At 56.5% G+C, this 21,298-nt stretch carries 22 protein-coding genes; 8 read left to right on the top strand and 14 right to left on the bottom strand.

Annotated elements, in window-relative coordinates:
* Window positions 1-415, bottom strand: a 415-nt coding sequence (locus PFH44_RS14695) for an SDR family NAD(P)-dependent oxidoreductase (RefSeq protein ID WP_283825348.1), incomplete at its 3' end; no start/stop codon positions are given.
* Window positions 415-726, bottom strand: a complete 312-nt coding sequence (locus PFH44_RS14690) for a nuclear transport factor 2 family protein (protein WP_283825347.1) — start codon at window positions 724-726, stop codon at window positions 415-417. The genes PFH44_RS14695 and PFH44_RS14690, both read right to left, overlap by 1 nt.
* Window positions 727-826: 100 nt before the next feature.
* On the opposite strand from PFH44_RS14690, the gene PFH44_RS14685 reads away from it, so the two are divergent.
* The gene (locus PFH44_RS14685; protein WP_045854877.1) at window positions 827-1,744 is read left to right on the top strand and encodes a LysR family transcriptional regulator; all 918 of its coding nucleotides are present in this window, start codon (window positions 827-829) and stop codon (window positions 1,742-1,744) included.
* Between the two features lie 6 nt (window positions 1,745-1,750).
* Here the strand turns inward: PFH44_RS14685 and purB are convergent, their stop codons facing one another.
* From purB to rluE, 6 genes are all read right to left on the bottom strand, one after another.
* Complete coding sequence (purB, locus tag PFH44_RS14680) at window positions 1,751-3,121, bottom strand: adenylosuccinate lyase (protein WP_283825346.1); 1,371 nt, start codon at window positions 3,119-3,121, stop codon at window positions 1,751-1,753.
* Between the two features lie 3 nt (window positions 3,122-3,124).
* Window positions 3,125-3,766 carry a high frequency lysogenization protein HflD gene (gene hflD / locus PFH44_RS14675; protein ID WP_045854879.1) on the bottom strand — a complete coding sequence of 214 codons (642 nt, stop codon included), beginning with the start codon at window positions 3,764-3,766 and terminating at the stop codon, window positions 3,125-3,127.
* Between the two features lie 58 nt (window positions 3,767-3,824).
* A complete protein-coding gene (gene mnmA / locus PFH44_RS14670; protein WP_139339378.1) occupies window positions 3,825-4,931 on the bottom strand; it encodes a tRNA 2-thiouridine(34) synthase MnmA in 1,107 nt (368 codons plus the stop codon).
* A 185-nt stretch (window positions 4,932-5,116) separates the two neighbouring features.
* A complete protein-coding gene (locus PFH44_RS14665; RefSeq protein WP_283825345.1) occupies window positions 5,117-5,563 on the bottom strand; it encodes an NUDIX hydrolase in 447 nt (148 codons plus the stop codon).
* Between the two features lie 11 nt (window positions 5,564-5,574).
* Window positions 5,575-5,904: a lysozyme inhibitor LprI family protein gene (locus PFH44_RS14660; RefSeq protein ID WP_045854882.1), complete on the bottom strand. Its 330-nt coding sequence runs from the start codon at window positions 5,902-5,904 to the stop codon at window positions 5,575-5,577.
* Window positions 5,901-6,566 (bottom strand): 23S rRNA pseudouridine(2457) synthase RluE, encoded by a 666-nt coding sequence (gene rluE, locus PFH44_RS14655; RefSeq protein WP_283825344.1) that lies wholly within the window; start codon window positions 6,564-6,566, stop codon window positions 5,901-5,903. The genes PFH44_RS14660 and rluE overlap by 4 nt, the downstream gene beginning before the upstream one ends.
* A gap of 233 nt (window positions 6,567-6,799) precedes the next feature.
* Here rluE and icd point away from each other — a divergent pair, with 233 nt between their 5' ends.
* On the top strand, window positions 6,800-8,050 hold the full coding sequence (gene icd, locus PFH44_RS14650; protein ID WP_045854884.1) for an NADP-dependent isocitrate dehydrogenase: 1,251 nt from the start codon (window positions 6,800-6,802) through the stop codon (window positions 8,048-8,050).
* A 174-nt stretch (window positions 8,051-8,224) separates the two neighbouring features.
* On the opposite strand, the gene PFH44_RS14645 is transcribed toward icd, so the two are convergent.
* Entirely contained in the window at window positions 8,225-9,343 is a 1,119-nt protein-coding gene (locus PFH44_RS14645) for a nickel/cobalt efflux protein RcnA (RefSeq protein ID WP_045855453.1), read from the bottom strand.
* Window positions 9,344-9,466: 123 nt separating this feature from the next.
* Here PFH44_RS14645 and rcnR point away from each other — a divergent pair, with 123 nt between their 5' ends.
* Both rcnR and PFH44_RS14635 read left to right on the top strand, forming a co-directional pair.
* Window positions 9,467-9,739, top strand: coding sequence for a Ni(II)/Co(II)-binding transcriptional repressor RcnR (gene rcnR, locus PFH44_RS14640; protein ID WP_045854885.1), 273 nt, complete (start codon window positions 9,467-9,469; stop codon window positions 9,737-9,739).
* A gap of 818 nt (window positions 9,740-10,557) precedes the next feature.
* Window positions 10,558-12,732, top strand: a complete 2,175-nt coding sequence (locus tag PFH44_RS14635) for a TonB-dependent siderophore receptor (RefSeq protein WP_283825343.1) — start codon at window positions 10,558-10,560, stop codon at window positions 12,730-12,732.
* 62 nt (window positions 12,733-12,794) lie between these two features.
* Here PFH44_RS14635 and iraP read toward each other — a convergent pair whose 3' ends face one another.
* On the bottom strand, window positions 12,795-13,136 hold the full coding sequence (gene iraP, locus PFH44_RS14630; protein ID WP_283825342.1) for an anti-adapter protein IraP: 342 nt from the start codon (window positions 13,134-13,136) through the stop codon (window positions 12,795-12,797).
* 431 nt (window positions 13,137-13,567) lie between these two features.
* Window positions 13,568-14,362, bottom strand: coding sequence for an AraC family transcriptional regulator (locus PFH44_RS14625; RefSeq protein WP_045854888.1), 795 nt, complete (start codon window positions 14,360-14,362; stop codon window positions 13,568-13,570).
* Window positions 14,363-14,439: 77 nt separating this feature from the next.
* On the opposite strand from PFH44_RS14625, the gene PFH44_RS14620 reads away from it, so the two are divergent.
* Genes PFH44_RS14620 through PFH44_RS14610 form a run of 3 tightly spaced genes read left to right on the top strand, consistent with a single transcriptional unit; the run spans window position 14,440 to window position 17,568 of the window.
* Window positions 14,440-16,503: an FUSC family protein gene (locus PFH44_RS14620; protein ID WP_283825341.1), complete on the top strand. Its 2,064-nt coding sequence runs from the start codon at window positions 14,440-14,442 to the stop codon at window positions 16,501-16,503.
* Window positions 16,493-16,708, top strand: coding sequence for a DUF1656 domain-containing protein (locus PFH44_RS14615; protein ID WP_045854889.1), 216 nt, complete (start codon window positions 16,493-16,495; stop codon window positions 16,706-16,708). Before PFH44_RS14620 ends, PFH44_RS14615 begins: the two co-directional genes overlap by 11 nt.
* On the top strand, window positions 16,705-17,568 hold the full coding sequence (locus PFH44_RS14610) for an efflux RND transporter periplasmic adaptor subunit (protein ID WP_283825340.1): 864 nt from the start codon (window positions 16,705-16,707) through the stop codon (window positions 17,566-17,568). The genes PFH44_RS14615 and PFH44_RS14610 overlap by 4 nt, the downstream gene beginning before the upstream one ends.
* 5 nt (window positions 17,569-17,573) lie before the next feature.
* Here the strand turns inward: PFH44_RS14610 and PFH44_RS14605 are convergent, their stop codons facing one another.
* From PFH44_RS14605 to PFH44_RS14595, 3 genes are all read right to left on the bottom strand, one after another.
* Window positions 17,574-18,605 carry a methionine synthase gene (locus tag PFH44_RS14605; RefSeq protein ID WP_283825339.1) on the bottom strand — a complete coding sequence of 344 codons (1,032 nt, stop codon included), beginning with the start codon at window positions 18,603-18,605 and terminating at the stop codon, window positions 17,574-17,576.
* A gap of 26 nt (window positions 18,606-18,631) precedes the next feature.
* Entirely contained in the window at window positions 18,632-19,609 is a 978-nt protein-coding gene (locus PFH44_RS14600) for a DUF1852 domain-containing protein (RefSeq protein WP_045854892.1), read from the bottom strand.
* Between the two features lie 287 nt (window positions 19,610-19,896).
* Entirely contained in the window at window positions 19,897-20,427 is a 531-nt protein-coding gene (locus tag PFH44_RS14595) for a glyoxalase superfamily protein (RefSeq protein WP_283825338.1), read from the bottom strand.
* Between the two features lie 428 nt (window positions 20,428-20,855).
* Here PFH44_RS14595 and PFH44_RS14590 point away from each other — a divergent pair.
* On the top strand, window positions 20,856-21,298 hold a 443-nt coding region (locus PFH44_RS14590), incomplete at its 3' end, for a DUF2058 domain-containing protein (RefSeq protein WP_283825337.1).

Raw genomic sequence — 21,298 nt, 5'->3', positions numbered from 1 at the left:
GGATAGAGGAGACGTGAATAATCACCCCGGACCGTTTTTCCAGCATCTCAGGCAGCAGGAGCCGATCGAGGCGCACCGCCGGAAACAGATTAAGCGCCAGCTCCCGCTGCCACTGCGCGTCGTCGAGCGCGGCAAACCCGCCCGCCGGCGCGGAAGAGCCTCCCAGCATATGCACGATAATATCGACGCCGCCCAGCTGCTCCTGTACCTCCTTTGCCAGCAGGGCGCAGCCCGCCTCGTCGCTCAGATCGGCTTTGACAAAGAGCGCCGCAGAGGGGACGGCGGGCGGATGGCGGGCGCAGGTGAGCACCCGTGCGCCGAGCTGGCTGAACAGCGCGACGGTGGCGGCGCCGGCGCCTTTGGTTCCGGAGGTGATTAGCACGCGTTTGCCGCTGAAGGTCAGAAAGTCAGCCATTATTTAATCTCCAGGCGGGCGATGCGCGCATCCGCCAGCTGAAAGCGGTAGTCGAGCACCACCGGGCTGCCGGGGAAATTACCGCTCACCCTGGCGCGTACCGTAACGATATCGTCCTGGCTCAGGGCTTCGAAGGGTTCGGCAACGAACTGATACTGCGCTCTTGCCGCGACCCGCCATGCCCGAATGGCCTGACGCCCGCTATAGGTATGACCCTCATCGCGGACCACGGCGTCGGCGGTGAACGCTTCGGCAATCGAATCTTCATCGTGGGCGGTAAAAAAAAGCTGGACGGCTGCGGGCATATCCATCGGTAAACTCCGGTAATTAAATGACCCGCTTACTGTAAGAACTCTTTATAATTTAAACAATTGGGCCCAGCCGGGATGCCACAATGAAGGAATCGGGATAATGTCGCGTATTGCGCTCACTGATTTAGATGCTGTGATGGCGATTGCTCGCCGGGGGACGTTTCGGGCGGCGGCCGTTGAGCTCGGGGTCTCCACGACCGCGCTGAGCCACGCCGTGGCCAAATTTGAGGCCAGCCTCGGCGTACGGCTATTTAATCGCACCTCGCGCAGCGTGGCGTTGACCGATGCCGGGCAGCTGTTCATCGCGCGCATGGGCCCTTCGCTGCAGGGCGTTCATGACGCGCTGACGGAGGTGCGTTCGCGGCGGGAGACTCCGTCGGGCGTGCTGCGGATAAACGCGCCGCCGTTTGCCGGGCGCGCGATTCTGACGCCGCTGGTGCTGGAGTTCCTGCGGCGCTATCCGGAGATGCACGTCGATCTGGTGACCGAGGGGCGGCTGATAGATATCGTCGCCGAGGGTTTTGATATCGGGGTCCGCGTGGCCCATTTGATACCCAATGACATGATCGCGCTCTCCCTCGGGCAGCCGCAGCGCTATGCGGTGGTCGCCTCGCCGGGCTATCTGGCCAACCGCGAGGCGCCGCGCGAGCCGGCGGATCTGCAAAATCATCCGTGCATTCGCGTGCGGCTGCCGGACGGCTCTCTCTATCGCTGGCATCTGGAAAAGCAGGGGGAGGTGGTCCATCCGCAGATCGATGGTCCGCTGACGCTGGACGAGGCCTCGCTGGCCCGCGCTGCGGTGCTTGAAAACGTCGGGATCGGTTTTTTTCTGGAGCAAAACGTGATGGATGACATTGCCGCCGGGCGGCTGGTTCGGCTGCTGTCGGACTGGACGCCGCCGTTTCCGGGGCTGTGTCTTTACTATCCGGGAAGGCGCAATCCGTCTGCCGGGCTGGCCGCTTTTCTGGCGCTGGCGCGCGAGGTGGCAAAACCCTCTTCCCCTGCGGGAAGAGGGTAGCGGGGCTTACTTCAGCTCGTCAACCATGGTGGTCGCGCGGCCGATGTAGTTGGCCGGCGTCATGGCCTTGAGGCGCACTTTTTCGTCTTCCGGCAGCGGCAGGCTGTCAATGAACTGCTGCATGCCTTCGGCGTCCACGCGCTTGCCGCGGGTCAGCTCTTTCAGCTTTTCGTACGGCTTCTCGATGCCGTAGCGGCGCATCACGGTCTGAATCGGCTCGGCCAGCACTTCCCAGTTGTGATCCAGCTCGTCGAGCAGGCGATCGCCGTTGAGCTCCAGCTTGCTGATGCCTTTCAGGGTGGACTGATAGGCGATCAGGGAGTAGCCGATACCGACGCCGAGGTTACGCAGGACGGTGGAGTCGGTCAGGTCGCGCTGCCAGCGGGAGACCGGCAGCTTGCTTGCCAGGTGCTGCATCATGGCGTTAGCCAGGCCCAGGTTGCCTTCGGAGTTTTCGAAGTCGATAGGGTTGACCTTGTGCGGCATGGTGGAAGAGCCGATTTCACCGGCGATGGTTTTCTGCTTGAAGTGGTTGAGCGCGATGTAGCCCCATACGTCGCGATCGAAATCGATCAGGATGGTGTTGAAGCGCGCCATGCAGTCGAACAGCTCGGCGATATAGTCGTGCGGCTCAATCTGCGTGGTGTACGGGTTCCACTGAATGCCCAGGGAGGTGACAAACTCTTCGCTGAACTGGTGCCAGTCAACTTCCGGATAGGCGACGATGTGGGCGTTATAGTTGCCGACCGCGCCGTTAATTTTGCCGAGGATCTCGACCTGGTTCAGCTGACGGTACTGACGCTCCATGCGGTAAGCGACGTTAGCCATCTCTTTACCCATGGTGGACGGCGTCGCCGGCTGGCCGTGAGTGCGGGAGAGCAGCGGCACGTCGCGGTACTGTGTGGCGAGATTTTTTACCGCGTCAATCATCTGGCGCCAGTAGGGCAGGATCACTTCGTCGCGGGCGGTTTTCAGCATCAGCGCGTGGGACAGGTTGTTGATGTCCTCGGAGGTGCAGGCGAAGTGAATAAATTCGGAAACCGCGTGCAGCTCGGTAACGTCGGCCACTTTTTCCTTGAGGAAATACTCTACCGCCTTCACGTCGTGGTTAGTGGTGCGCTCGATGGTTTTGATACGCTGCGCATCTTCTACGCTGAAATCAGCAATGATTTTATCAAGGAAACCGATTGCGTCAGCAGCAAAAGCAGGAACTTCCTTGATCGCTGCGTGCGCGGCTAGTTTTTGCAGCCAGCGTACTTCTACCTGAACACGGAACTTCAGCAAACCGAATTCGCTGAAGATACCGCGCAGCGCGCTGACTTTATCGCCGTAGCGTCCATCGACAGGGGAAACGGCGGTCAGTGAGGATAATTCCATAGATCATAACTCCGGGGTTAAATGAGCAAGAATTTGTTTTGCCTGGTTAACCAGACGATTACGAGAAAACATGAGCTGCAGACGTCCGCCGCCAACCTGGTTCCACAGCACCGCCGCGCGGATGCCGGCCAGCAGCGAGGCGCGAACCTTCGCCTGCACCTGCGGGCTTTGCAGCACGGCGGGAGAACCGGTGACCTGGATGCGCGGCCCCAGCGGGCTGATAACGTCTACGTAGATGCCCGCCATGGCGCTGAGCAGGGTTTCAGACTGCAGATCGAAATGTTCCAGCTGGCGGTGCAGGCCGCCGATGCGGTTGCCAAGGGTATCCATGGCGCCTTTGCCTGCCGCAAGCTTACGTTCAAGCACCATCATGCTTAAGGTGTAGCGGGTCAGTTCGGCGTTCAGCCCCTGACGGCTGCCGGTGTTGAGGACGGCGAGCAGGGTTTCAAGCCCGAGGCGAAGATTGGCTTCACTGCCACCGAACACCGCCAGGGTTGAATCCGGGTTGAGGTCGATGATGCTGTTCAGCGAGACGTGCAGGGCGTCGCTATCGCAATGCCCCTGGTGCGCCAGCTGCTGAACCAGACGGGCTGCCTGGCAAACGCCAGCCAGCGCCAGCGTGATGTCATAGTAATTCTTCGCCACACGTGCTCCTTGTAAGCCGCCGGTAGCGGATTCAGCTATCGGCGGTAAAAACTGTCTGTCAGGCCTGCAGCGGCAGGCGCTGTTCGATTACGCCGCCGCCGAGGCACACTTCACCGCTGTAGAAGACCGCCGACTGGCCCGGCGTCACCGCCGCAACCGGCTCATCAAAGATGACTTCGATGCGCTCGTCGTCCAGCGCCTTCACGGTGCAGGGGATATCGGTCTGGCGGTAGCGGGTTTTCACCGTGCAGCGCAGGGTGCCCTGCACCGGCTGGCGATCGACCCAGTGCAGCTGCTGGGCAATCAGCCCTACCGACATCAGGCGCGGATGATCGTGACCCTGAGCGACGACCAGAATATTATTCTCGACGTCTTTATCGACGACGTACCACGGATCTTCGCTGCCCTCTTTGGTGCCGCCGATGCCGAGGCCCTTACGCTGACCGAGGGTATGGTACATCAGCCCCTGATGCTCGCCGATCTCCTCGCCGTCTACGGTGAGGATTTTACCCGGCTGGGCGGGCAGGTAGCGGCCAAGGAATTCGCGGAACTTGCGTTCACCGATAAAGCAGATGCCGGTAGAGTCTTTTTTCTTCGCGGTGATGAGGTCCAGCTCTTCGGCGATTTTACGTACCTGCGGCTTCTCCAGCTCGCCGACCGGGAACAGGCTCTGGGCTATCTGTTCGTGGCCGAGGGTGTAGAGGAAGTAGCTCTGGTCTTTGTTACCGTCGAGCCCGCGCAGCAGCTGGCTTTTGCCGTTAACGTCGGCGCGGCGCACGTAGTGGCCGGTGGCGATATAGTCGGCGCCAAGATCTTCCGCCGCGAACTCGAGGAAGGCTTTAAATTTGATCTCTTTGTTGCACAGAATATCCGGGTTCGGCGTGCGTCCGGCTTTATATTCAGCCAGGAACAGTTCAAACACGTTGTCCCAGTATTCGGCGGCAAAGTTAACGGTGTGAAGCTCAATGCCGAGCTTATCGCAGACCGCCTGCGCGTCAGCGAGATCGGCGGCGGCTGTACAGTATTCCTCACCATCGTCTTCTTCCCAGTTCTTCATGAACAGGCCTTCGACCTTGTAGCCTTGCTGGATCAGCAGCCAGGCGGAAACCGAGGAGTCGACGCCGCCGGACATGCCGACGATCACTTTTTTTGGATTTTCTGACATTGGAATACTCACCACATTGAACTTCAAGGCGGCATATTCTAGCACGCAGTCGCGGCTCAGGCACCCCCTCAAGGGGGCATACTTTGCGTGCCGCTGCGCTGACCGGCCTTATCTCTGCGGGGATAGCGCGGGTGCGCGCCAAAAGTGCCGCCGCGTCCCGCCAGCGCAGGCTCCGGTTTTGCGTGTTAAAACGGCCAGTTAAAGGCGCCGATCAGCGACAGCGGGTGGCGCGGATCGCCCTGATAGCTGCGGATACTTTCCGCCACCAGCTGAGAGCGCAGGTTGGGCGCGTTGAGTATCTCCTCGGCGCTTAGCCACAGGCAGCGGTCGATATCGTCGTCGTGCGGTTCGGTAGCGCACGTTTCGTCAAGCTCGATGGCGAACAGAAAGCGCAGAAACGGCGTGCGGTCCGGGGCGATCCACTGATGCAGGCGGATAAAGTGCTGGGGAGTAGCGCGGATCCCGGTCTCTTCCCACAGCTCGCGTTCGGCCGCCTGCACCAGGGTTTCATCCGCTTCCAGGTGGCCTGCGGGCTGGTTCCACAGCGCTTTGCCGTTGATGGTCTCTTCTACGATCAGAAATTTATCTTTAGCGTGCACGATGCAGGCTACGGTGACGTGCGGCTTGAACATAGGCATCCTTATTAAAGCGGCTTATTAATGTTGGCGTACATTTCATCCAGCTGCTTCAGACGCTGGTCGTAGGCCTGCGTCAGGCAGGAGAGATTCCCGCCGCACTGGCGGCGTGTTTTAAGCCAGCTCTGCTGCGCGTCCTGGATGGCGCCGCGTCCGCCCATGGCGAACAGCCCTTTCAGAAACTGGTACTTAGTGGCCATTTCGACATCTTTATCGTTTAGCGAAAGATGGGCGCAAATGGCCTTTTCATCCTCCGCCCTGGCCTTTTGACAATCAAAGCTCGCCGCGCTGGCGGCAAGGGGGCTAAGCAGGGCGAGGGTAAGGATCAGTCGTTTCACGGTTTGTTCTCCTTGGGGATTTCCCGCCACTGGCCGTTGTTCAGGCCGTCGAGAGTATAGCCGCCCATCGCGTAGCGAATCAGGCGCAGCGTAGGGTAGCCCACGTGCGCGGTCATGCGGCGTACCTGACGGTTGCGGCCTTCGTAGAGGGTGATTTTCAGCCAGCTGGTGGGGATCGCCTTACGTTCACGGATGGGGGGAGTACGCGGCCACAGCCACTCGGGCTCCGCGACGCGCTCAATTTCTGCGGGCAGGGTGGGGCCGTCGTTAAGAGTGACACCGTCACGCAGCGCGGCCAGCGCCTCTGGCGTCGGTTCGCCTTCCACCTGGACGTAGTAAATTTTACCGGTGCGTTTGCCCGGCTGGGTGAGCCGCGCCTGCAGCGCGCCGTCGTTGGTTAACACCAGCAGCCCTTCGCTATCGCGGTCAAGACGGCCCGCGGCGTAGACGCCGGCGTGCGGAATAAAATCTTTTAGCGTGCTGCGTCCGGCTTCGTCGGTAAACTGCGGCAACACATCATAGGGTTTATTGAACAAGATCACGCTGGTTGGTTGGTGTTCTTTACGTTGTCTGGTGACTTGTTGTGAGCTGAATCGCTCAACGCGATGTTTTCTAAATGAAGTTTTCTGCATGGTATTTTCAGGCCCCGTCAATTGCCGCATTATAGCCTAATTACGAATGCCTTTCATGGACGCAAACATTCAGGTAGTATTGACATGCTCATCACAATTTTTTAACAAAAATATTGCTCAAACTGATTCGCGCTACTAGAAGGCGGCACGGACGCGAATCTCCGGTTAGCGGGATCACCCGGTAGCGGAGTGGGCGGATAAAGCCAACGCTCGGTTAGTGTGAAAAGGAAGAGCAGAACCAGAAGCGCTCGAAGGAGAGGTTAATGGAAAGCAAAGTAGTAGTTCCGGCGGAAGGTCAAAAAATCACCCTGAAAGATGGCAAACTGAACGTCCCTAATAACCCGATTATCCCGTTTATCGAGGGTGATGGTATCGGTGTTGATGTGACCCCAGCGATGCTGAAAGTGGTGGATGCCGCCGTTGAGAAAGCCTATAAAGGCGAGCGTAAAATTTCCTGGATGGAAGTTTACACCGGCGAAAAATCGACCCAGGTTTATGGCCAGGACGTCTGGCTGCCTGCCGAAACTCTTGATCTGATTCGTGACTATCGTGTTGCTATCAAAGGCCCTCTGACGACGCCAGTTGGCGGTGGTATTCGTTCTCTGAACGTTGCCCTGCGCCAGGAGCTGGATCTGTACGTCTGCCTGCGCCCGGTACGCTACTACCAGGGTACGCCGAGCCCGGTTAAACATCCTGAACTGACCGATATGGTTATCTTCCGTGAAAACTCAGAAGATATCTATGCGGGCATCGAATGGAAAGCAGACTCTGCTGAAGCCGAAAAAGTCATCAAATTCCTGCGTGATGAGATGGGCGTGAAGAAAATTCGCTTCCCGGAACATTGCGGCATCGGCATCAAGCCGTGCTCCGAAGAAGGCACCAAACGTCTGGTTCGTGCTGCTATCGAATATGTCATCACCAACGACCGTGATTCGCTGACGCTGGTACACAAAGGCAACATCATGAAGTTCACCGAAGGCGCCTTTAAAGACTGGGGCTACGAGCTGATTCGCGAAGAATTCGGCGGCGAACTGATTGACGGCGGCCCGTGGCAGAAGGTTAAAAACCCGAACACCGGTAAAGAGATCATCATCAAAGACGTTATCGCTGACGCCTTCCTGCAGCAGATCCTGCTGCGTCCGGCCGAGTATGACGTTATTGCCTGTATGAACCTGAACGGCGACTACATCTCTGACGCCCTGGCGGCGCAGGTTGGCGGTATCGGTATTGCACCGGGCGCGAACATCGGTGACGAGTGTGCGCTGTTCGAAGCGACCCACGGTACTGCACCGAAATACGCAGGCCAGGATAAAGTGAACCCAGGTTCTATTATCCTGTCCGCTGAGATGATGCTGCGCCACCTGCAGTGGTTCGAAGCCGCAGACCTGATCGTTAAAGGCACCGAAGGCGCTATCGCCGCTAAGACCGTGACCTATGACTTTGAACGTCTGATGGAAGGCGCTAAACTGCTGAAATGTAGCGAGTTTGGCGACGCGATCATCGCGAACATGTAATCCAGTTTCTGGGTTAGACAAAACGGGAGCCATTGAGCTCCCGTTTTTTTATGATTAACTTTCGCATGGATATCTAAGCTTTATCAAGACGGGCTATCAAAACCCCGGCATAACCTTCAGCACCTGCCCGGCGGGTCGAATTGCAAAGCGGGTCTGGAGAGAGTCTTCTACGAGTTACTGCATGACGCCGGTCCAGCCGTGATAACCCATATAAATCCCCACCAGAGCAATCAACACGCAGGAAAAATAGGGAGCACGTCGCGCCAGCGTATCGAGGCCACCCCAGCGCTTTGTCGCCTGCCGCACGCTGTATGCCGCAGCAGCACCGACCGTGACCAGGGTGATCGCCAGACCGACGCTGAAGCATAAAACCAGCGCCGCACCGAGCGAAAATTCTTTCACCTGGATGCAAAGCAGAAGCACGGTGATGGCCGCCGGGCACGGGATGAGTCCGCCCGTCAGGCCAAAGAGGATTATCTGACCCGTGGTCACATTCCGGTTGGCAAAACGTTTTGCAATGTCGTTGGCGTGCGCTTTTTCATGCGCATCCTGGTACTCCTTTGATGATGCATCTACTCCTGCCAGCGCCGAACGATCGTGATGGTGCTCGTGGAATGTCAGATCGTAGTCATGAACATGGCCGCGATGGCCCAGCGTCAGACGAACATCAAAGCTGTGCGGTTCAGGGATAGTCTTTGTGGACTGCATGAAGCCGTCTATTTCGACAAAATCGAAAACCTGCGAGAAAGTGCCGGTCCCCCGGTTTGTCACCAGTGACACATCCCGTGCCTGCCAGCTGCGCCCGCTCAGGGTACGCAAACGCCAGTGTGCCAGCCGTCCTTCTGCAAAAATAGAGAGTTCAACTCTACCGTGGCCGGTATCAATAATCCGCGTTTCGGCATGATGATGATGGCCGTGCGCATGCTCTTCTTCCTGCTCCCGTTGCCACAGGCGCTCTCCGCGCCAGGTACGCCAGAACATCCAGGCCGCAGTGCCCAGAATGATGACGGCAGAAATTAGCTGAAACCAGGGTTCGGCCGATTCAGCGGTAAATTTGCGGCTTATATACATGCCGCCTGCCGCAATCATCCAGACTATTACCGTATGCGAAAGCGTGGCGGCAAGACCCAGCATAACGGCCTGCTTCACCGTTCCGCGGATAGCGATGATAAAAGCCGCCATCATCGTTTTTGAGTGACCGGGCTCCAGTCCGTGCATGGCGCCGAGAAGGATCGCGCTGGGGATGAAGATCCAGGCATTGCCCTGCTGCAAAAGCGTTGTGAATTCAAACATGAGGATGATCGACATCGTAGAATACGTGACAGGAATTCTACTCCCCCCCAGTACCAAATGCTACCCCCCAGTAGAATGGCAATGATATAATCTCTAATAATTTACTGCTTTTAAGAGGGCAGCATGTCCCACACTATTCGTGATAAACAGAAACTTAAGGCCCGGGCCAGTAAAATCCAGGGGCAGGTCGTTGCGCTGAAAAAGATGCTTGATGAACCTCATGAATGCGCTGCCGTACTGCAGCAAATTGCCGCCATTCGTGGAGCGGTCAATGGCTTGATGCGTGAGGTTATTAAAGGCCATCTGAGCGAACACATTGTTCATGAAGATAGTGAAGCAAAACGTGAGGGTGATTTAGACGTAGTGCTGAAAGTTTTAGACTCTTATATTAAATAAATCAGTTACCTGGCGCTGATCTGCATTGTGGATTAATCAGGCAGCCTGGGCGATAAACTGAAGCGGCTGCGGATGGGTGATTTTTAAACCTTAAATCACCCTCCGGCGCCATCGAAGCCACTACATGCCATACGTTGAAATCAGCAATCGGGTGGCAATTTTGGCGCTTGAAACCAGGCCCTGATAATTTCGCACGATCCTCTCTGTAACCTGACCCGGAATTCCCCTTCAGTTTGTACTTAATTCAAAATTAATATTGATCGTTATATCCAGAATCGTGAACGGTTATTCGAGCGGGCGGCTCTCGGCGCCAGCGTCTGATTGTGACTGGAGCACATTGCTCAGGGCAGGGGCACAGCATTAGATTTAACTCATTCATCCGCAGGGTATTACGGCGCAATCGGGCGGCCCGCGTCGGGTGTTGATGAGGGGCAAGTATTGGCGAAATAATGGTGCTCAATGTAAAGCTTTGTATGACCTCCTGCACAGTTTCTCCTCAATTTTCGTGCATTCACGGTAGCTGTTTTTGGCGCAACGCCGCTGAGATCGGAAAAAACCAGATAATAACAGGGCGTTATTACGGTTTTCATTACTATGATTTTTAAGAATATTAATTAATGTGTGGTGATTGAGTATTTTCCGATACGGGTTTCTTTTTTTGCCCGGCGGCCGACTTACGTTTATTTACATATAAACCGCAAAGCCATCAAATAATGTAGAAAAAAAGGAGGAGCTATTTCGGTGTGTGTACAATGAGAATCACTCTCATTATCATAAGCATTTGCTTACAAATATTAACTCTTCTGGGGATTATTTAAGTGAATGTAACTTTAGATAAAAAGCGCCCAATTGCGCTGTTTTTGGCCGGCCTGCTCAGCTCACCCGTTTTTGCGCAAGAAGCCACGGAAAAATTGGCTGACGACGAAACGATGCTCGTCACCGCCGAGCAGGGGCTGAAACAGCAGCCCGGCGTGTCGATCATCACCGAAGAAGATATTCAAAAAAGCCCTCCTGTTAACGATCTTGCCGATATCATCCGCAAAATGCCGGGCGTGAACCTGACCGGCAATGGCGCCAGCGGCAGCCGCGGTAACAATCGGCAAATCGACATCCGTGGCATGGGCCCGGAAAACACCCTGGTGCTAATTGACGGCGTGCCGGTGAGCTCTCGTAACTCCGTGCGCTACAGCTGGCGCGGCGAACGCGACTCTCGCGGCGATACCAACTGGGTGCCGGCAGAAATGGTGGAACGTATTGAGGTGATTCGCGGCCCGGCAGCGGCCCGCTATGGTTCTGGCGCTGCGGGCGGCGTGGTCAATATTATTACTAAACGCCCCACCAATGACTGGCATGGCTCGCTGTCTCTCTTCACCAATCAGCCAGAAAGCAGCAAAGAAGGTGACACCCGACGCGCTAACTTCAACCTCAGCGGCCCGCTGGCGGGTGACGCGCTAACGATGCGTCTGTATGGCAATATCAACCGCACCGATGCCGATGCCTATGACATCAATACCGCACAAAACGGTTCCTATGCTGCGGGTCGCGAAGGCGTACGTAATAAAGATATTAGCGGCGTGCTCTCGTGGAAAATCACTCCGGCCCAGATCGTTGATTTCTCCTATGGCTATAGCCGTCAGGGCAATATCTACGCGGGCGATACGCAAAACAGCAACAGTAACAGCAGCGCTGGTGGCTTAGTCGAGTCGCTCTACGGCGATGAAACCAACCGCTTATACCGTCAAAACTATGGCATCACTCACAACGGTATTTGGGATTGGGGGACGTCCAGGCTTAACTTTAACTATGAAAAGACCAATAACACCCGCTTAAAAGAGGGCACCGGCGGCAGTACGGAAGGGATGATCAACAGCGATGTCTATTCGACCAGCCGGCTGGAAAGCTATCGGGCGGGCGGGGAGATCAGCTTCCCGCTGCAGCTGCTGGTCGATCAAACGGTGACCCTGGGCGCGGAGTGGAACCGCGATGAGCTCAACGATCCCGCCTCTATGCAGTCGTCGAGCACTGACTTCTATTTACCGGGGAGCTCAGGCGATCCTTCCCAGCGCAGCAGTGAAAACTCGGCCACGATTAGCTCCCTCTATTTCGAGGATAATATTGCCGCGACCGACAGCACCGAGGTGATTCCGGGGCTGCGCTTTGACTATCACGATAATTTCGGCGCTAACTGGAGCCCAAGCCTGAATATTTCGCAGGGGCTGGGGGAATATTTCACCATGAAAGCCGGTATTGCCCGCGCGTTCAAGGCGCCAAACCTTTATCAGTCAACGCCGGGCTACCTGCTTTCCACGCGCGGCAACGGTTGCCCGATTGGCCTCACTCAATGTTATTTACTGGGTAACGATAACCTCGATCCTGAAATTAGCGTGAACAAAGAGGTGGGGATTGAATTCAGTCATGCCGGCTACGCCGCTGGCATTACCTACTTCCGCAATGACTACAAAAACAAAATCGTGTCCGGCACTTCTGCCGTTTACAGCAGAAGCGACTATAACGTGCTGCTGTGGGAGAACGGCGGTAAGGCCATCGTTGAAGGGCTGGAAGGCAACCTGACCATTCCTCTGATTGCCGATACGCTGGAGTGGCGCTCTAACGCCACCTACATGTTCCGTTCTGAAAGCAAGAAGACCGGCAATCCGCTGTCGGTGATCCCGGAATTTACCATCAACTCCCAGCTGGAATGGCAGGCCACTGAAGATCTGAGCGCGAACGTTAACTGGACGCAATATGGTCGCCAGAAACCGCGCCAGTATGCTGAGACGTCCCTTGAAAGCAGGAATGGCCTTTCACAACGTGAAATTAGCCCTTATTCCATCGTTGGCCTGAACGTCAACTACGATATCACCAAAAATCTGCGCGCCAATGCGGGTATCAACAACCTGTTTGATAAGCAGATCTACCGTGAGAACGCGGGGGCTTCAACCTATAACGAACCGGGTCGCGCTTATTACGCCGGCGTAACCATGTCGTTTTAATTAACGGGGCGGTCTTCAGGCCGCCCTCATTGTTTTTATCGCTCAGCTATTGGCTTGCCAGCTCAATCAGGACGCGGCTCGGAAGAGGGGGAAGAACCGTCCGTCGCTTCCGGGTTTATCTCATCGGCATGCGTGCTGATCAGCTGCGTCAGCGCGATTTGCTCGTGGAATTTTGTCAACAGAAGCTCAGCGTCCGTTTTCAGAACCTCTTCGGAAGATTCGAGAACGGAATTTATCGCTTTAGAAACGCTGCCTACCAGTTCTGATACGCCGCCTTCCTTGCCGATGGCCAGCATTAAGGCGCTGATAAGTAATGACTGAGCTTCAACCTGAGCAGCAAGCTGTTTGCTTTCCGCATCCATAGAAGAGATTTTTGCGATGATGCTGAGAATGACATTGTTCATGATACTCCTCAAATCAATAAGATAAACGGGGTTGCCGATGGCTATCTTCGTTGTTGGTGCGGCGAAATACCCATAGCACATAAATATGCCAGAAAAAATATCTTCAGTGTTAGCAGGGCGGCGATCTTGTCGCCATGTCGTCACAAAACGGGCCGTTTTCCCGATGCGGATATCCTCAACCAGCGTTCACCGGGGTCGGTACGCGCGCACGTCGTCTGAAAAAGAGAGAATCAAGCAGAGGAGGGCGTTTTGATATTAACGTGGCGTTTCGGCTATTTATCAGCATGCCTTAATAAGGCCGATTTTATTTAATTTTAAATAACTTCAGCGCCGCTTTAACGTGTAAAAATAAACGTTATCAATCCGAATTTCCCGCCCCACGCGCGGAGGTTAAAATATCGCCGCGAGCGCACGTTCATTCGCCTGCGCGGTCAGGAAGCCGCGGTTTTACGCTCGGCGAAATAGTGCGCCGGGGTGCTCCCCATCATTTTTCTGAACATGGTGATGAAGGCATTCACGGACTCATAGCCCAATTGAGCCGCGACGTTCTGCACGGAGGTGCCGCTGGCCAGCTCCCGTAGCGCAATAATCAGATGCAGCTGCTGGCGCCAGCGCCCGAAGGTCAGACCCGTCTCGCGCTGCATCAGCCGCGCCAGCGAGCGCTCGCTGAGCGCCAGCCGCTTCGCCCACTCCCGCAGCGTGCTGCGATCCTCCGGATGGCTCACCAGCGCATCGGCCATGGCGCGTATTTTAGCGTTCGCCGAGACCGGCAGGCTGAAGTTCTGCTGCGGCATGGCGGCCAGCTCATCGAGCGTAACTCGAGTCAGCCTGGCGGCGTGGCTATCTGCCGAATAGCCGACCTCCTCGCGGGTTAAGCGCTCGACCAGCTCTTTGATCAGCGCAGATACCGCCAGGGTACAGCAGCGCTCCGGCAGCGCCGCGGCGCCGGGCTCAATGAATAAATAGTTGAGGTGCGCGTTCCAGGTGGCTTTAGCGCTGTGGGGGACGCCGCCGGGGATCCATACGGCACAGTCGGGGGGGACGATCCACAGGTTGTTCTCCGCGCGGCAGATAACGGCGCCGTAAAGCGCGATAATCAGCTGCCCTTTCCGGTGGGTGTGGACCGGCACTTCCGCAGCGTAATCAACAAAATCAAGCTGCCGGGCGACCGCCGGCGATCCTGCGGCGTCCGGGTCAAAGAATGTGGTGGCGTATTGAGACGGCATCGTATTGGCAGTATTTAGGGATTTTTTGACAGAATATAGTATTTAATGAGATGCGCAACCCGGTAATAATTGCCGGCATGAGCCAAATAAACGATTGTCCCTCCCGCCTGCTGCGGGCTAAAAGCGTGGTCTTCCGTTGTGCGGGGGCGCTACTCTCCTCGCCCGGCCTCCTGAGCGATGCCAATGCTCTGCTCTATTCCGCAAGAAGTTTTGCGGCCGCGATGCTGGCCTATTACTTCGCCTTATCCATCGGCCTGGAAAGACCCTCCTGGGCCATTATTACCGTCTACATTGTGTCGCAAACGTCGGTTGGCGCATCGCTGAGCCGGTGCGTCTATCGCCTGATCGGCACGATAGCCGGCGCCGGGGCGACCGTGCTGATCGTGCCGGCCTTTGTCAATGCGCCGCTGGTCTGCAGCGCGGTGCTCGCCGGCTGGATTACCTTCTGTCTTTACCTGTCGCTGCTTGAGCGCACGCCCCGCGCCTATGCCTATCTGTTAGCCGGCTACACCGCCAGCCTGATCGGCTTTCCCGCAGTACTCGATCCCGGCACCATTTTTGATGTCGCCATCACCCGGGTGCAGGAGATTGCCATCGGCATCTTCTGTGCAGCCCTGGTCCACAGGTACGTTTTGCCAAAGCGGCTATCCGGGCTGTTTAACAGCAAGGTTGCGGAAACGCTGCGCGCCGTGCGCCAGACCCTCGCCCACGCGTTAACGGGTAAACCCGATGAGGCCGCGGGGAGCCTGCAGCTGGCGCTGGCGCTGCAGTTCCTGCAGGGCGTCAATCACCATCTCCCCTATGACTTTGCGATCCCGGGATTTGCCCGCAACGGCAGAAAAGCAATCCATGACCGGCTGGCGCAGCTGCTGGTGGTCAGCTGCGAATTACGCGATCGCCTGCAGCCGATCGGCGCCATCCCGGGCGATCTGCAGCAGCTGCTGGAGGATGTCAAAACATGGCTGGCCTGCGAGGAGGCGGAGCTGCGGAAAATAGCGGGAGACGCGCTGGCAGAACGCAGCGCACGCCTAACGGCGCGGCTCGCGGCCGATGCGCAGACGTTTGCCCGGTACCAGCAGGTGAGCCTGGCCCGTCACCTTCAGCAGGCAATCATCCTGCTGCTGCAGTGCGAGCGGCTCGCTGACGCCATCCGCCATGCTCAGCCCGCGCAAATAGCCGCCGAAAGCAGGGCGGTAACGGGCTACGTTTTCCATCGCGACGGCCTGTCGGCTGCGCGTACCGCGCTGGGCGCTTTCACGATAATAGCCAGCGGCTGCGCGGTCTGGATTTACTCTGCCTGGCCCGATGGCGGCACGGCGGTTTCCATTCTCGGAGTCTGCTGCACGCTGTTTGGCAGTTTCGATACTCCGGCGCCCCATATCGTTAAGTATATCGTCGGCTCGGCCTACGGCGTGGCGGCCAGCCTAATCTACAGCTTCGTGCTCCTCCCCCAGATTAGCGATTTCAGCGTGATGGCTGCGGCGCTGGCCCCGGTCTATTTGCTGGCCGGATCGCTGCAGGCGCGGCCGCCCACCACGTTTATGGCCATGGGGATTACGCTGACGCTGCCCATTTTATGCGAGCTGGGCCCTCACTACAGCGGCGACTTCGCGGTGGCGATCAACACGGCTATCGCCCTGTTTGCCGCCACCGGTTTTGCCGTGGCGAGCATGCGCGTGCTGCAAACGGTGCAGGCAGACTCCGCCATCAATCGCCTGCTGCGCATTTGCCGCCGCGACGTCAGGCGCAGCCTGAAGGGGACGTTTGCGCCGGATGAGGCGCAGTGGACCAATCTGATGATTGACCGCACGGCGCTCCTGCTGCCGCGCCTGCCGCGAAGCCGGCAATCGTCGGGGCAGACGCTCAACCACATGCTGCACCATCTGCGCGTGGGGCTCTGCGTGATGCGCTTACGCCGCCTGCGTCTTCAGATGGGGAGCGAGGCGGCGAAGGAGATGAATGCGCTATTTTCCCGGCTGGCTCGTGGGGATGAGCCCGCCGCCTTACGCTCGCGGATCCTGGCCATCGTGGACCGCTATGCGCCGGCGACGGATGGCCTATCGCGTCGGCTGACGGATGAGCTTGTCGATCTGCACTGTGCCCTGAGCGAACAAAACAGGAAGCTATCCGATGATGAATGACGTTAATTTGGGCGGAGTCTTCGTTCCCGGCCTGCTGGCGGTCGCGCTGGTGGCCCTGCTGTGCACGCTGCTGCTGGTGGCGCTTTTCGCTTTCAGCAGGCTATACCGCAGTTTGCCCTGTCGTCCGCTGATTGGGCTTTCGACCTATATCTTCACCTTTTTCCTGCTGCTGCAGGGACTGAACGCGCTGGGGTTATTAGCATGAAGTCATTTCTGTCTCTACTGAGCCGCTACGCGCTGACGCTTATTGCGGTCGCGGCGGCATCCATTCTGGCTTTCATGATGTGGAAGCATTATGCCCAGAGACCCTGGACCCGGGATGGCCGGGTTCGCGCGGATGTGGTGCGGATTGCGCCGGATGTTTCCGGGCCGGTGAACGGCGTGGCGGTGAGGGATAATCAGTGGGTCAATCGGGGCGATGTGCTCTATACCATCGATCCGCACTGGCTAAAGCTGGCGGTAGCCAGCGCCGAGGCCGAAGTTGAAGCCCGGCGCCATGAGATGTCCATGCGCCAGGACGCCGCCCGCAGGCGCGCGCAGCTCAGCAGCGTGATTTCGAAGGAGGATTTACAGCAAACGGGCAGCGCGGCAAACGTCGCGGCGGCGAACTATCACGGGGCGCTGGCGGCGCTGGAGCTGGCGCAGCTCAACCTGGCCCATGCCACGGTCCGGGCGCCGGTCGCCGGTTATGTCACCCATCTCAGGCTGCGTCCCGGCGATTACGCCACCGCCGGAGTGACCACCGTTGCCGTTATCGATGCGCAGAGTTTCTGGGTGGTGGGCTATTTTGAAGAGACGAAGCTGCGTCATATTCGGGTGGGCAACAGCGCGCAGATCGTGCTGATGGGATTTGAATCGGCCATCCCCGGCCACGTCGAGAGTATCGGACACGGCATCGGCGACAGTAATGATGACACCGGCTGGCTGGGTCTACCGGAGGTAAACCCGACCTTCAGCTGGGTGCGGCTTGCGCAGCGGGTGCCGGTACGTATCCATATAGATACGCTACCGGCAGGGGTTGAGCTGGTCGCCGGGCTGTCGGCGAGTATCGCCATTACCCCGTAACGCGACTACCTGTTGGCGAGCTCGCGGCGAATAATCTCGGCGCCCGCGTTTAGGGCGTTGAGTTTACCCGTAGCTACCCGGCGAGAGAGGGGAGCCATGCCGCAGTTGGTCGAAGGGTAGAGCTTGTCGGCATCGACAAACTGCAGCGCTTTTCGCAGGGTCGCGGCGACTTCATCTGCCGTCTCGATGGTATTGGTGGCCACGTCGATGGCTCCGACCATCACTTTTTTACCGCGGATTAGTTCGAGCAGATCCATCGGCACGCGCGAGTTGTGGCACTCCAGCGAGATGATATCAATATTAGAGGTTTGCAGTTTGGGGAACGCTTCTTCGTATTGCCGCCACTCTGAGCCGAGGGTCTTTTTCCAGTCGGTGTTGGCCTTGATGCCGTATCCATAGCAGATATGTACCGCAGTTTCACATTTCAGCCCTTCGACGGCTCGCTCTAAAGCGGCGATCCCCCAGTCATTCACCTCGTCAAAAAAGACGTTAAAGGCGGGCTCATCAAACTGAATAATATCGACGCCGGCCGCCTCCAGCTCTTTTGCTTCCTGATTGAGAATTTTTGCGAATTCCCAGGCGAGCTTTTCGCGGCTTTTATAGTGGTTATCGTAAAGCGTATCGATCATCGTCATCGGCCCCGGCAGGGCCCATTTAATCGGCTGGCTGGTGAGCTGGCGCAAAAAGCGCGCATCTTCGACGAAAACGGGCTTCTGACGCGCCACGGCGCCCACGACCGTCGGAACGCTGGCGTCGTAGCGGTTACGTATTTTAACCACCTCGCGTTTCTCAAAATCAACGCCGCTTAGGTGCTCAATAAACGTGGTGACAAAGTGCTGACGGGTTTGTTCGCCGTCGCTGACGATATCGATCCCCGCACGAAGCTGGTCTTCCAGGGAGAGGCGCAGCGCATCCTGTTTCCCCTCGACGAGTTCCTCGTTGTGCAGTTTCCACGGCGACCACAGGGTCTCCGGCTGCGCAAGCCAGGAAGGTTTCGGTAAGCTGCCGGCGGTTGAAGTCGGTAATAACGTTTTCATAATGGATGACCTTTATTTTCTATTAATCAAAGAGGGCAGCTAGCAGACCATTGCGCAAGAATATTCTGGTATGGTTTGATGAAATGCTCTTCGGTAAATTTTCCCTGCTCGATAGCCAGCCGGCTACGCTCTTCCCGGTCATAAACGATTTTGGTCAATGAATGATCCTGGTGATTCAGGTTGGGCTGATAGTATTGCCCTGCCGCGGAGTTGGCGTTGTAAATCTCCGGGCGGTAAATTTTCTGGAATGTCTCCATGGTGCTGATGGTGGCGATCAGCTCAAGGTCGGTGTAATCGCTCAGCAGATCTCCGGTGAAATAAAAGGCCAAAGGCGCCGCGCTATTTTTAGGCATGAAATAGCGAACCGCTAAGCCCATTTTGCCGAAATACTCTTCGGTCAAAGATGAACCATTCTGCTGGTATTCGATACCTAATACCGGATGCCGGTTGCCGGTCCGCTGATAGGTGTCTTTACTTGAAATGCTTAAACAGATGACCGGCGGCTTTTTAAAGTTCGCTTTATACTCGCTGGAATTGACAAAATGTTTGAATATATTGCCGTGCAGGACGCCGAAGTTATCCGGGATGCTAAACTGCGCCTGGTTCTTATTGTGCTCTAACAGCACGACGCTAAAGTCATAATCTCTCACGTAGGACGAGAAATTATTCCCCGCAATACCGTCAAGGCGCTGCTGGGTCTTTTTATCAATAATATAGGGTTTTAAAATTTCGATCGCCGGGAAGGTTTCGCCGTTGGCTTCGAGCTTCATTTCAACAGAAATAATTTCAAGTTCGACGGCATAGCGATCGCCTTTAGGGTTATCCCAATGCGCCAGCGTATTAAAACGGTTGTCAATCATCACCAGGGTGTTGCGCAAATTCTGCTGACGCTCTTTGCCACGGGCTAAATTCGCGAAGTTGGTGGTAATACGCGTATTTTCAGAAGGGTTATAGTTTTCATCGAAAAGAGTGGTCTTAACCGTAAACGTAAAGTCTTTATTCATCGCGATCTTGTATCCTGGCTCTGACATGAAAACTGAGTTTGCGGGGTGATTGTCCAGCAGCGGCTGGTTTTCTCGTCCGTCACTCTTCATGTTGTCAATAAGTTAATATTGTGTATTTATGCCAGAGGCGCCAGATGAGCGAAAGCGAGTTAATTTCATTACAACATGAGCTATCTTCATGATCCGGGATAGGGCTGAATGCGTCGGCGCCGCGCACGACCCTGAAGTGGAGGATTTCCCCCGTCAACCGACGGGGGAAGGGCGCTGCGCGGAGGCGTTGGCGGGGATTAGCTTTCGCAGAAGCGCAGCCTGTTGCCAAAGGGATCGTGAACCTCGAGGATTTTTCCCCACGCCTGGGGCACGATTTCCGGCCGCCCGTAGCCGTAATTCTTGTGTCTTAACTCATCCCTGAATAATTCAATGTTGCGCATCGGTATGAAAATTGTCGCACCCGGGCTGGCGTCGCCGTGATGTTCAGAGAGGTGAATCTGCAGGCCGTTTCGGCCGATCCCGAGATAAAGGGGGAGGTCTGGCGCGAAACGATGCTCAAATTCAACGCTGAAGGCGAGGAAATCGACGTAGAATTCGCGCGCTTTGCGCTCGTCAAACATGCGTAAAATGGGGATGCTTTTTTCAAATGAGACCGCAGCGGGAGCCGCCGGCGGATCTAACCTTGCCGCTGCCGTATTCCAGTCCTTATAGCCCAGCTGCTGCGCCACGATTTCAAGCGCGGAAGAGTGGGGAAGGGTGACGCTGCGCGACTCAAGCGAGTTGCGCAGTTTGGTTGCCATAAGCTTTGCCTGCTCGATCGAAAACATCATTTCTCCTGTCGTCAGGGCATTTTGGTGCTCGCATTACCAAACCCCGATCGTCACAAGATGTGAGCTAAGCAACGTGGGTCAATGGCGTGCTTTCACCTTTTCCTTTCGGAAGCGAGCGGCGGGCAGCACGGAGCCAGGGATTAAAATATATAATGAGAGTCAATGACGCAAGCCCTGCGCCAGGCCGCTGTCCCTGAATGAAAAAAGCGCTAACCGCGGGCGTCGGTTTCTTCGCCCGACCGGTGCCGATCGCTGGCGTACCGATTATCTCTGCCCGTAGGCGCCTAAGCGGCTTAACGCGGATGAGCGCTTTTTCTCGGGCGCGCCGTTTGGGAAACCCCTCGCAAACGGGGCAGGTGGCCTGGTATATCGGCTAAAATTACGGGTATAATCCCACGCATTATTCAACGGGTTCAGAAGCGGAAATGACAAAACTTACCTTACAAGAGCAGATGCTAAAAGCCGGTCTGGTGACCAGCAAGAAAATAGCTAAAGTCCAAAGAACGGCTAAAAAATCACGGGTTCAGGCGCGTGAGGCCAGAGAGGCGGTGGAAGAAAACAAAAAGACCCAGCTTGAGCGTGATAAGCAGCTGAGCGAACAGCAAAAGCAGGCCACCTTATCGAAAGAGTATAAAGCGCAGGTCAAGCAGCTGATTGTAATGAACCGAATCAGCGTCGCCAGAGGCAATATCGATTTTAACTTCACCGATAGCAACTTAATTAAAAAAATCGTGGTCGATAAGCCAACCCACGCTCAGCTGATTAGCGGCCGCCTCGCCATCGCGCGCCTGGTTGCTGAGGGCAGCGGCGAGAACGAATACGCGATTATCCCCGCCGTCGTCGCCGATAAAATTGCCCAGCGCGATGC

The organism is Klebsiella sp. Ech2A, assembly GCF_030078455.1.
In the GTDB taxonomy this organism is placed as follows: domain Bacteria; phylum Pseudomonadota; class Gammaproteobacteria; order Enterobacterales; family Enterobacteriaceae; genus Klebsiella; species Klebsiella terrigena.
Note: the sequence above shows the minus strand (reverse complement) of the source record. Positions and strands in the feature narration are given on the sequence as shown.